Genomic DNA, 12366 nt, shown 5'->3' on the forward strand with positions numbered 1-12366 from the left:
CTAGTGTTGTGTTAGCTAAGTTCTTGCTAAAACTATCATATGGTTCATGTTGTGTTGATGCCACGCCCAGGACGCCCGAGTGAGCCGATAGATTTGAACGATTCGGACCGCACAGAGCTTGAGCGCTTGAGCCGTGCGCGCAAGAGTGCCCAGGGCATAGCGACTCGCGCCAAGGCCGTGTTGTTGAGCTCTGAGGGCCTTACGGATACGGCAGTTAGTAAGCAAGTGGCCTTGAGTCATGTGAGCGTAGGCAAGTGGCGCAAACGCTTTATTGAGCATGGCATCGAGGGGCTCACAGATGCTCCGCGCGGCGGTCCGCCACGCCGCATCAGTGACGATAAAGTGGCCGAGGTCCTGCGGTTGACGCTGGAAACTACCCCCAAAAACGCCACGCATTGGAGCACCCGTTCTATGGCCCAGCGGGCAGGCATCAGTAACGAACGCGTCAGCGTCATCTGGCGTACCTTTGGGCTGCAACCGCACCGCAGCGAGACCTTTCAACTCTCCACCGATCCGTTTTTTGTCGAGAAGGTACGCGACGTGGTCGGGTTATACACCAGCCCGCCCGCCAACGCCCTGGTGCTCTCGGTGGACGAAAAAAGCCAGTGCCAGGCACTTGAACGCTCCCAGCCGATCCTGCCCCTAATGCCCGGAGTGCCTGCCCGACAGACTCACGATTACTTTCGCCACGGCACCACCACACTCTTTGCCGCCCTCGATATCAAAACCGGACAGGTCATGGCCCAGTGCCGCAAGCGCCACACCTCAAAAGACTTCCTGGCCTTCCTCAACAAAATCGACGCCACCGTCCAGGCAGAGTTGTACCTGCACATCATCGTTGATAACTACGCTACTCACAAAACCAAAGCGGTGCGCGATTGGCTCGTTGCTCATCCGCGCTGGCACTTTCACTTCATCCCAACCCACTCAAGCTGGCTTAATCAAGTCGAACGCTTCTTTGCCAAAATCACCCTCGATATCATCCGTAGAGGTTCTTTCTCAAGCCTGCCTCAATTGCGAAAGGCCATACTCGAATACATCGACGAAAATAACCAAAATCCAAAACCGTTCAACTGGACCGCATCACCGGAAGAGATTTTCCAGAAAATCAATCAATTTTGCAATAAACTTAGCTAACATAACACTAGTGTCGTGTTAGCTAAGTTCTTAACAAATGTTAATGGCCACAAAAAGGCACAAGAAGCACAGAAAACTTCGTGGATACAGAGTTCGCTCTGCGTCTTTGCGCCTCTGCGGTGAAAATATTTTTATCAGGAACTAAGCTAACGGGACACTAGGCTCTGCCTCATGGCTTTTCCAGTTCCTGTCGAAACAGATAATAGATCTTACCGTCCTCTGCGCCCATAATCAGATCGTTCTCTTTGCCATCGCCGGTAAGATCGGTTGGCCAGACCGCGCACAGGTGATGCCCAAGCTGGATAAAGCTGCCGTCCCGCTTGCGGATCGGGTGCGGTGTGGCAAAGATGGGCTCCTCATTACTACCGACGTTGCGCAGCAAAATGGGGGTCGAGTCGCGCGGCAGGTCTTCACCGCTTAGCACACGGTTCTGTACCATGCGAATCGTGCCGAACACCAGATCCCAGTTGCCGTCTTCATCCCAGTCGGTGACGGTAAACTTGGAGCGCCCCCAGTTGCCGCCGCCAGTCGCGCAGTAGCGCATGGTGTCGCCATCGCTGTTGCGGAGCTTTTCCACGCTGGTAATCTCCAGCGAGCCGGGAGCCACAGGCTTGGCAATTGCCAGATCGCCGTCCCAGTCCATAAAGATTAAAGCAGCAGTACCATCCGCCTGTTGCGGGGGCAAAATGGCCGGACGCGAGCGCCACGCCGAGCGCAGCGGCTTGCCCTGATAGGTAAAGGACTCCGGCGGGAGCAACTCGGTGGAGCCCGGTGCTACAGGGCGATACAGCCACAACTCGCCCTTGATGTCGTTGGTGATAATCACTTTTTCGCCTTGCTTCCATTCGCCCACTGTCGGGTTCAGATAGCCCCAGGCAGACTCGGAAGGCCCCTGAATGGAACCGATTGGGCCGGCAATATGGCGCAGTGTTTCACCATCGCGGCTGAACAGGACCGGCGTACCGTACACCAGGGGGTCGCTAGTTCCCGGCCAGAACCAGAGCAAGCCGGAAGCATCACCTGAGATAATATCGGGATAACCGTCACCAGTCCAGTCCACGCGGGTAGGAACCGCGAGCGTGTCCATCTCGATCAGGCCGCCCTCGCGGTTAAGTGTGCCGACTTCCCGAAAATTGCCGGGCGCATCTCCTTTAAGTACCACCGGTCTGCCGGGGTTGCCACCAATGATAATCTCGGGCTTGCCGTCGTCATCCAGATCGAGCACGCCAAAGCTGCCGGAGAAGTACACGCCGTTAACCGCCGCGCCGTCTGCCAGCAGTGCCAAAGACTCAGTGGCTCGCAGGTCGCCGTTTGCGTCCACAATGGTAGGCAGCGCACGCACCTGATTCACATCACCGAACAGTAGCAGATGTGGCTGGCCTTGCAGAGTAACCGCCCCCGCATTGACGTTCTGCCCATCGGTGTGCCACTGCACCTGAAAATCTTCCTCGCCAAAGTAAATGGGGTTAACCGTGTCGAAAGCGAGCCAGTTGCCTTCCTCCCAGCGTCCCTTTGACCAGAATACCCGCGTTAGCAGGCGGTCTCCTAGCCAGTTACCAGCCACGTCGTAGCCTTTGCCACGTCCGGCATTGGGGTGGATCGCATCGCGGAAAACACTCAGGCCGTCCGGAAACGCATCCTGAATCTGCTCGCGGATAACCAGCAGCATGTCCGGCACGCCGTCGCCATCTATGTCGCCAATGCTAATCGAGGTTGCTGTCTCTCCGAGTGCGCCGGTTACGGAACCTTCGCCCACGCCGCGCCGGTAAGCGGTTTTAAACTCAGGCTCGCCGATCTTTCCCGTGTTGCGGTAGTAGTTGATGTAGGCTGGGCCAAAGGGGGTGTTGCCGCCAAGGGAAATGAGGTCGAACATGCCGTCGGGCCGAATCACCGTGTGCAGCTTGGCATCGCCAAAAATTGTGCTTTGCCCCGCATCGTAGAGTGGGAAATCAAATCCTTGCTCTGCAAACAGCGGATCTTTTTTGCCCGTGGGGCGCAACAGGCCGACGCGATGCCCGAACAGCGGATGCGGGCCAAAGGAGAGAATTTCCTTACCCTCTGGCCCAGACCACGGCACCATCGCAAGGTGAGCCCCGCCGCTGTCGATAATCGGGTGAATCACCGTATCGGCAACCTTCAGTGCGGGAGCCCAGGGGAAGGGCATGGGCGGCGTGCTGCGCAGGCGCGCCGTCAATGTCGATTCCGGAGCTTTGAAGCCCATTTCTCCGGGAAAGGAATCCATGTGCACGGGTCCTTGAAAGATGCCGACCCTGAGGATATCTCCCACCCAGCCATAGCGTTGCCCCTCTGTGGCCAGTTGCCACTTTGTGTACGGACCGCGCGGCTTTACGTTACGTACCAGCGGACGGGCGGCATCGACATAACCGTCCACAATCACGTGGAGGCTATCGTTCTGGTAGACGCCGCCGATCAGCGTCCAGCGCCCCTTCTGGAACGGTCTGGCCGAGGCTAGCTGGTGCCACTTGCCTTCGACATTGACAAGGAACTCCACCTTCCCGTTTGCCACGCGCAGCATTGCCTTGTCTCCGGAGGCGCTCTGAAGTGACAGCGCGGTAATGATACGCTGGTTAATATCCACGTCGCCGTTCACGCGTACCACTGCCATGATTGCGAAATCTCCGTTCACTGGGGGCTCCAGTGAAGACGCATCAAAAATGACCGGTTGGGTCATCTGTAAAAAAGTTTCGTCGTCAGCCGTTTTCAACTCGGCACCTGCGGGCAGTTTGCCCTGAAAACCATCAAACGAGAACAGGAACGAATCGCTCTGTCCGTTTGTAACGGGCTGGGCTGTAAGGGCAGCTGCACAGGCCGCTGTTGCAATAACGGAGGCGAGAATAAGGTGAATGCGAAACATTTTGGGTAGGCAGCAATTTTGGATGAAGTGAAGGGGGTATGGGCAAGGCTTGTAGCCCGACGTGGTCCGACAGATGCCTTGCTCTTAAGCAAAACCATTTTCGTCGGTTAGGACACTCTAATCAAAGTACCGTTGTCGCGGGTTCATGTTGGAGATTCACAGTGCATCGACGCAATCACGGGCAATGGGTAACTTGGCAGGGTTGGTTAATTCGATCCGGTAGCGTCCGGCCTGCAGACGTACGCCCTCGGCCATGCGTTGCGCCGACAGATCGTGACTGTTTAGCCGACCGGTCTGCCATTGGTTTGAGGGCAGCCGAAGTGTGGCCTCGCTGTTGGGCGGAATGACAACCTGCCAGATAAAGTTGCCTGCTTCCAATTCCCAGTCGCTAACGATTTTTCCGTAAGGGGATTCAAGCTCTGCGCGGGCGCAGGTGATGCCGCCGCCCGGCCTTGGGGCAAGGAAGAAGTGCCTGAACCCAGGGGCAGAGGGATCACTGTCGATGCCTCCAATTACCGCGTACATCCATTCGCCGATTGCGCCGTAAGCGTAGTGGTTAAAGGAGTTCATGTTAATGTCTCCGAAACCTGTTTGCGGCGTCCAACTGTCCCAGCGCTCCCACATGGTGGTCGCTCCGTTACGAATCGGCATCAGCCATGAGGGGTATGTCTCGTTCAGCAATAGTTTGTAGGCCAGATCATCCCGCCCGATCCGGCTCAGTGCGGGGCAAATTACCGGTGTGCCGACGAATCCGGTGGACAGGTGATCGTTGCGCCTTGCCAGGGTCTGCTCAAACGCGCGTGCCGCAGCCTCGATCCGCTCCGGTGGCAGTAACTCAAACACGATGGCCAGCGCGTAGCCGGTTTGCGTGTCTCCGGCCAGGCGGCCACCTTCGGTGACGTACTCGCGTACAAATGCATCGCGTACAAAAGCGTGCAACTTGCTAAAGTGCTTGCGATCCGCCTCCTTGCCCAGTGTGGCGGCTATCTGCGCCATTATCCGCGCGGAGCGCGCATAGTAGGCTGTGCCAATCAGGTCGCAGGGCGTGGGACCCCAGGCGGGGCGCACGGCGTCAGTCGCCAGCCAGTCGCCGTAGGCTGTGTTGGGGCAAATGCCCGTTGGGGCAACGCCCTGCTGGTAGTCCATCCATCTGAGCATGGACGGGTAGTTTTCTTCCAGAATACGGGTGTCGCCGTAGCGTTCGTAGATTGTCCACGGGCATAGGATGCCGACCTCTGCCCAGGCAGCGTTGCCGCTATGCGGGTGCGTCGCATTGCGCTGCAACTGGGCATTTGAAACGCGCAGCAGATCGGGCGCTACATCCGGATAGGAGCCATCCTCGTACTGGGCATCGCGGACATCGCCCAGCCACTTGCGAAAGAAGGTAGAAACCTCGTAGTTAAAGGTGGAAGTGCGGCAGAATATCTGGGCATCCCCCGTCCAGCCGAGGCGTTCATCCCTTTGTGGGCAGTCGGTGGGGATTTCCAAGAAGTTACCTCTCTGCCCCCAGCGGATGGCATTTTGCAGGCCGTTGACTAGAACGTTTGAGCAATGAAATGAACCCGTCTCCCGCATATCCGTGTGGAGCACAAGTGCGGTGATGTCATCTGCCTGCGGGGGGTGGCTGAGGCCACGGATTTCCAGATAGCGGAAACCGTGGAAGGTGAAGCGCGGCGTGTAAGTTTCCATGCCGTGGCCGTTGCAAACATACACATCCTCGCATTTTGCACTGCGCAGATTTTCCGTGTAAAGCGTGCCATCCTGCTCCAGCATTTCGCCGTGCCGCAACACGACGCGCGTGCCATTGTCCTCACGCAGGCGGATTTTTGCCACCCCCACCAGATTCTGGCCAAAGTCGATAATATAGCTCCCGTCTGCGATTGGACGGATACTTTGGACGGATAAGACTTCGGTTACCCTAGTGGGCGGCATGATTTTTCCAGCCAAAGCCGGTGCAGCAGCCAGATCCTCTGCCGGTATCTGTACTGTTTGCAGATTATTCAAGGGGCAGGGCTGTGGCGCACACCAGCCCTCTGCATCGCAGCGGGCGTCGAACACTTCGCCGTTGTAAAGATCGGCACTGAGGAGGCCGCCGGTTCCACCTTCCCAGCTTTCGTCGGAGCCGTACGTCAACTCCTTGCCGTCCGTAGTGCGGACGATAAGGGCAGCGAGCAATACCGGTTCTTGGCCATAGTGGTTGCGCGTATGGCGCAGGCCGAGGTAGCCGCAGTACCAGCCGTCCGCAAGGATCACTCCCAGACAGTTGCTGCCCTTTTGCAATTGCGCGGTAACGTCGTAAGTTAGGTACTCAATTCTCTTGGAGTAATCCGTCCATCCTGGGGTAAACCAGTCCGTGCCAATACGTTGTCCATTAAGACTGGGTTCGAATACTCCGCACGCAGTTATGTACAGTCGTGCACTGAGGGGCTTCGAATCGAGTATAAAGGTTTTGCGCAGGTAGCGGCATGGGCGTTCGGCGCCTCCCTGCTTACCAATGGGGAGCGCAATCCATTGTGCCGGCCAGTCGCTCTGTCCGAGGAAGCCCGTTTCCCAGTATGCGGGGGTGCTCCAGTCGACTGGCTGTGCGTCCTTATCCCAGACACACACGCACCAGTAATAGCGCGTCCGTGGCTTGAGTGCTTCGCCCTGATATGCCACCAGCACCGAGTCCGCACTTTTGACGACTCCTGAATCCCACACGACGCCCCTGCTACAAAGCAACCCATCTGCATCCGTGCCAACCACAATGCGGTAAGCCCTCTGGCACGCGCCTTCGCGTGCGTCCTGCATCTTCCATGAAAAGCGCGGACGCAACTCATCCAGCCCGAGCGGGTTGGTTCGATTTTCACACTGTAAGTCAATGGTGCAGGCTTTCATCTCAGAGGGCAGAGGCAGGGTTGGAAGCAGCGGAAAGTGTAACTGGCTTTCCTCGCTTGTGCTATGGCAGCTTTTTCGGGCATCAACACTTTTGCGCCAGCGCGCACGAACTCCAGACAGAGTGGCCAGTGGGGTGAACCCGAGGAGTGGTCGTCGGCGCAATCGTCGAAATGTGTAAGGATTGTCATCTTGCTATTACGTTATAGCATAGCTGGCGGAAGCTCTTTCTTACAACAAAAATCAAACGCTGCGTTATTTATTGTCTGCGTCGTGTTTGCAAATCACTGATAGTAAATATCATGCGAGTGGCTGTGCCAATTTTTTGCAAACACGACCTAGGCCACACAATATGGGCAGCGGAGTACATCAACTTGATGCGAGTGGGGAGTGGTTTCCGATTTTATTGCTCTGGCGGTCAAATATGCCTGCGCTTCCAAGCCTCTGCCTCTTTTACGCACAGCGGCGTTCCTTACCCTTGCCCATGACGGTGGTGCCAATATTGTCTTGCGTGCCAGCTATACCGGATCACATTGCGACGAATCGTCAAGCCAGTAGGCGGGAGGATTCATTAATCACCGGCAGCGGCGTAATCCCTACCTGCAATACCTCACTGCGGGTGCCGGTTACGTGCTGAAGCAGGACGGTGGCGGCGCGCTCCAGCAGCTTGTAGTTCTGGCCAACGAGCGTCGTCAGCGGCGGGTCGAAGAAGTCTACAAATTCGCTGTCGCCCACGCTGACAACCGCCACATCACTACCAATCTGTAAACCGGCCTCGCGCAGGGCACGGTATGCTCCGGCGGCAAGGCTGTCTGTCGTCGCAAACAGGCCATCCAGTTGTGCTCCGCTGCGCAGGAAGGAGCGCATGGCTTCAAACGTTGCAGCAGAGTCAAAGCTCTCGCTCACGATCTGTGTTGGCTCCTTGTCCAGACTTGAGAGGCACTCTTGCGAAAATGCCTGGATGCGATCGGCAATCGACTGGGTCTGCATGCCGCTGTACAGGATTGCTGGATGCTTTGCCCCGGCCTCCATAAGGATCGAAGCGGCATTGCGCCCGACATGCCCCAGTGTCTCAAAGATGCAACTGCACCCGCTGACACGCCTCCCGATCAGCACCACAGGATACGACAGGCGGGTTTTGGCGAGGAACTCGTCGTCTGCCGGCAGGGTGTTGGCAATCAGTGCCCCGTTGTAGCGGCTGGCGTCCAGTAGTGCCTGAGTCTGGCTCAGGCTGCCAGCATGGAACATCTCAATGGACAAATTAAACTGCAATAGCGGTCCGGCGAGTTTATCCACCTCTCCTTGCAAGACCTTGACTATCTGGCTGACCAGTGCCAGTGGAGCTTCGTAACTGGTGATGATTGCAAGATCGATTTGGCGAACATCCCCCTGTAGTGAACGCAGACGCCGACCGGCAAGATTCGGCACGTAGCCCAGTTCCTTGGCTACCTTTAACACGCGCTCCACGGTTTGCGGTGCCATGCGGCGTTCCACATGGCGGTTGGATAGGATTGCGGAAACCGAGGCAATCGATAACCCGACGTGCTCGGCAACTGAACGAATAGTGACAGCTTTTTTCATTCTGTGATAAGCAACTTAGGAGTGCATGGAGTGATTCTGTCGCACTATTCCAGACGGGAAGCAATTAACTATGATAAGCATACGCTATTGGCGAATATTCCGTCGTCAACGGTTTTCATCATGCCAGCCAAGCATGCCCAAAGGGGGCAATCCGCCCAAAAATCAAGGCCAGCGGTCATCTTGATACACCCAAATCAGGTCAAAAACACCGAAATAAGACCACCGTTTTACCGCTAAAGCCAAAGGGCAAGAGATTGGCCCTGTTGTTCGAACTCACCCAGTGTCGCCGGACTTATCGTGCCGGCATTTAAGTCAGGCCCGTATGGCTTTATCTGTATCGTGTGAGCTAGCAATTCAGCTCGTCTAGGAACTGTGGAGCCATACGATATCGGACTCCCCGATCAGAATTTTGCTCACTCCCGAGTAGTTCAAGTGCGCGGTGAGTGAGTGACCGTGTCCACGTAAGTTGGGCCGCTTGCATTTCATCGTCTGAGTCCTGTCTAAGCACTCAGACTAACTTTGCAAGCGGCCCAGTTTAAGCGGACACGGTCACCTTGTACCCGCTGCCCCTGCCTCGGAATCACCGGGATGTACTCGGGCTTCAGCCGCTTGTTGCCGTGCAACTCCTTCAAAACACGTACTTTTTCCTGGAGATACTCGATTACCTGCTGCTGTTGGCGGTTCATCCATCCCGCCAGCATGCACAAGAGAAGCTGAAACTAAGGCTGCACTACAAAAATGCTTCCTTTAAGTCTCTCTCAATGAAAAACTATTCCTAAATGGTTAACGGGACACCCAGTTCGCGTGGACACGGTCAGTCAGAAAACGCCGCAGCAACTCAGGCCGAATCGACGCCAAGACCTCAGGGCGGAAGAAACGAGTATGATGTAGAGATGGCATGGCGGTGTTTAATGAAAAACGAGCATTTACGCTACTCGTCCTCGTCTTCCACCCCACGGGCCTCGAAGGCAGCCTTGTCGGTCAGGGAGACGTGGCCCTCAACCATGCCGTTGTCGAGCGGGTCGTCAATACGGGCGGCGAGGTCGCGGAAGAGCTTGCGGATGTCAACAATCCCACCAATCAGGAACCAGACGGTGGAGATGACACCGAGGACAGCCGTCACCCACAGGCTCGTGACGAGGAAGTAAGTACTCCATGTCTGCGTAGGCCAGGGTGAAATGAGGTTCCAGATCAGCACACCGACAAAGCAAAGGCCGAACTTGTAAATAATCGCGTAACCGAAGACCGACCAAGCGATGACCTTGTCCCCTAGGGTGTACTCCGGGGTGATGCCGATCAGCTTCTGGCAGGCGTTGCGGATGCTCCACTTGAAGGGCGGCTTGTATTCGCCAGCGATGTCGTACACCCCGCGGTGTAGCAGACGGTCGAGGTTGAAGGGCTTGCGTTGCGTCAGGGCCGAGCCGATGACGTAGGCGGCGATCCCGCTGACCATGGCCATGAAGTAAAGCTCGTAGGAGTTGATCGGGAACTTCACCGGGTTCATCGTCCAGACGATGTACGGGCTGAACGGATGCGAAACATTTTCCAGGAAATGACCGATGGGCACCGCCCAGCCCTTGGACTCGAGCCAGGGATAGACGGTCCCCGCCCAACTGCGCTGGAGGATGAGCCCGGCGAGCGAAAAGCCTGAGCCGAAGATGATCGCCCCGAACGCGCCCACGGAATTACCGAAGCGGCTGTACAAGCCGAAAATCATGACCGGCCCGGCCCCGCCCAGCCACAGTCCGGTCATGATGACGATGAACATCTGGATATAGTCGAGCTGGACGAAGAAAATCGAGACGAAGAAGAAAAAGATACACACCCCCAAGGACGATAGTCGCAACACCAGGAGGTGCTGCTTGGGCGTGAAGGGCTTCTTGCGGAACGGCATGATGATGTCCTGCACGATGGTCGAGGAGGCGTTGAACACGCGTGAATCGTCGGTCGAGATCAGCAGCATGATCATCAGCAGGCAAAACAGCCCCATCAGGCCCATCGGAAGGATGTTCTTCAGGGCGACGGGCAGCATCATCTGGTGGTAAAGCGTGCGGAACTTCTGGTACTCCAGGTTGCCCTCCGGCGTGCCGGCCAGGACGTTGTGCGCTGTTTCCATGTACGGGGTATCGACATTGTTATCGCGCGAGAGCGGCGCATCCTCGCCGATGGCGTGCCCGTCTGCGGGGATTTGCGCCAGGCTGGCGTTGAGCTGCTCACGCATGATCGGGTCCGAGACGGCTTCCTGAGCGACCTTGGAGGTCAGCTCCTGGCGAATCTCGTAGGTCTGCTCCGCGTACTTGCTGTGCGTCATCAGCGCGATCAGCATGACCGCCACCAGCAGCATCATGAGTTGGGCGTAGAGCACGCGCCAGGTTCCGAGGATGCCCGCCATCTTCTGCTCGTGTGGTGTGCGACCACTGCCGCTGGTGTCGTTGCCGATCCAGCTGGCGCGGTTGAGGATGCTCCCCATGATCGTCACGAAAAGCGCGAAGATATTGAAGTCACGCAGCTTCTCGATGTCGAAGGGGTTGATGAAGCTTTCTCCGGGGGCGCGGTCCATCATGACCGGCCCGATCGTGTCGCTCCAGCCAAAGTGCAGGAAGATGTGGTCGGCCCCCACTTTTCGTACCAGAGCGATGAGACGCTGGCTGGGTAGGATTATGTTGGTTGGGTTATGGTTTGCGGGAGTGCTTGGTGCAGTGAGCCCGTAGGGCGAACGGAGCCAAGCACTGCCTTGGTTTGATGCCAGAGTTTGGCAAAGGCGTCGGGGGATATAAAGCCCAAACGGCTGTGCGGATGCTGGCTGTTGTATTTGCGTCGCCAGTTTTCGATGACGACGCGCGCTTCGGTCAGGGAGAGGAACCACTCCTGCTTGAGGCACTCGTCCTGCAGGCGGTTGTGGAAGCTCTCCACGTGAGGGTTTTGCCAGGGCGAGCCCGGCTCGATGTAGAGGGTTTTGATGCGTTTGGATTCCAGGTAGTCCTTGGTCGCCGTAGCGATAAACTCCGGCCCGTTGTCGGAACGGATGTGCTCGGGAGCACCGTGCTTGGCGATGGCTTTGTCCAAGGCCGCGACGATGTCGGCTGACTTCAGCCCGCGAGCCACCGTCAGGCTGATGCACTGGCGGGTAAACTCGTCGATCAGACTGAGCACCCGCAGAGGCGCTCCATTGTCGGTGCGATCCGCCACGAAGTCCCAACTCCACACGTGCCGCGGATGCGTCGCCGCGGTCGGGATCTTGCCGGTGGACTTGCCCTGACGCCGTTGCCGGGGGCGCGGCGGCTTCACGCCCAGCCCTTCAGCCCGGCGTACCTTTTGTACCAGCTTGCGGCTGACCTGCCAGCCTTCGTTGGCCAGCAGCGCTCGTACGCGACGATAACCGTAGCGCGGGTTGGTCCGGCTCACCGCGATGATCGCACGCACGAGGCGAACCATCTTGTCGGTGGCGGTTTTAGCCCGGTAGCAGAAGCTCGACCAGTGCAGACGAAGATACCGACAGGCGGCCCGTAACGAGCACGTTCCCGACTCGGCCACCTCGCGCACCGCTTCGCGCTTGTGCCCCGGGCTTACCATTTTTTTGCGTTTACCTGCTCCAGTACTTTGATGTTCAAAAGCTGGTCGGCCACCAGTTTCTTCAGCTCGGCGTTCTCGCGCTCAAGCTCCTTCAGACGCTTCACATCGCGCAGCTCCATCTGTCCGTACTTGCTCTTCCAACGATGGAAGCTCGCTTTGCTCACATTGTGCTCGCGGCAAACATCGTCCACGCTGCGGCCTTCGTCTGCCTCGCGCAGGAGCGCCACGATTTGCTCTTCGGTGTATCTCTTTCGTTTCATACTTCTGGTCGGGTTCTACCCGCCAGGGTCTCAAACGCAATGGTACGATTCTAGGAGGTCACGCCA

Annotated in this window: 7 protein-coding genes; 1 reads left to right on the forward strand and 6 read right to left on the reverse strand. The window is 57.2% G+C overall.

Annotated elements, in window-relative coordinates:
* Positions 1-57 precede the first annotated feature (57 nt).
* Positions 58-1137, forward strand: a complete 1080-nt coding sequence (locus H5P28_RS00005; RefSeq protein ID WP_185673674.1) for an IS630 family transposase — start codon at positions 58-60, stop codon at positions 1135-1137.
* A 169-nt stretch (positions 1138-1306) separates the two neighbouring features.
* Here the strand turns inward: H5P28_RS00005 and H5P28_RS00010 are convergent, their stop codons facing one another.
* The 6 genes from H5P28_RS00010 to H5P28_RS00035 all read right to left on the reverse strand — a co-directional run bounded on the left by H5P28_RS00010 (position 1307) and on the right by H5P28_RS00035 (position 12300).
* Positions 1307-4012 carry an FG-GAP repeat domain-containing protein gene (locus H5P28_RS00010; protein ID WP_185673675.1) on the reverse strand — a complete coding sequence of 902 codons (2706 nt, stop codon included), beginning with the start codon at positions 4010-4012 and terminating at the stop codon, positions 1307-1309.
* A 156-nt stretch (positions 4013-4168) separates the two neighbouring features.
* Positions 4169-6889 carry a family 78 glycoside hydrolase catalytic domain gene (locus H5P28_RS00015; protein ID WP_185673676.1) on the reverse strand — a complete coding sequence of 907 codons (2721 nt, stop codon included), beginning with the start codon at positions 6887-6889 and terminating at the stop codon, positions 4169-4171.
* Positions 6890-7432: 543 nt separating this feature from the next.
* Positions 7433-8467, reverse strand: coding sequence for a LacI family DNA-binding transcriptional regulator (locus H5P28_RS00020; protein ID WP_185673677.1), 1035 nt, complete (start codon positions 8465-8467; stop codon positions 7433-7435).
* Positions 8468-9398: 931 nt separating this feature from the next.
* The gene (locus H5P28_RS19620) at positions 9399-11087 is read right to left on the reverse strand and encodes a sodium:solute symporter family transporter (protein ID WP_221773314.1); all 1689 of its coding nucleotides are present in this window, start codon (positions 11085-11087) and stop codon (positions 9399-9401) included.
* A 38-nt stretch (positions 11088-11125) separates the two neighbouring features.
* Positions 11126-12040: an IS3 family transposase gene (locus H5P28_RS00030; RefSeq protein WP_185673678.1), complete on the reverse strand. Its 915-nt coding sequence runs from the start codon at positions 12038-12040 to the stop codon at positions 11126-11128.
* Complete coding sequence (locus H5P28_RS00035; protein ID WP_185673679.1) at positions 12034-12300, reverse strand: transposase; 267 nt, start codon at positions 12298-12300, stop codon at positions 12034-12036. The genes H5P28_RS00030 and H5P28_RS00035 overlap by 7 nt, the downstream gene beginning before the upstream one ends.
* Between the last annotated feature and the right edge of the window lie 66 nt (positions 12301-12366).

This window comes from Ruficoccus amylovorans, from assembly GCF_014230085.1.
GTDB lineage: Bacteria > Verrucomicrobiota > Verrucomicrobiia > Opitutales > Cerasicoccaceae > Ruficoccus > Ruficoccus amylovorans.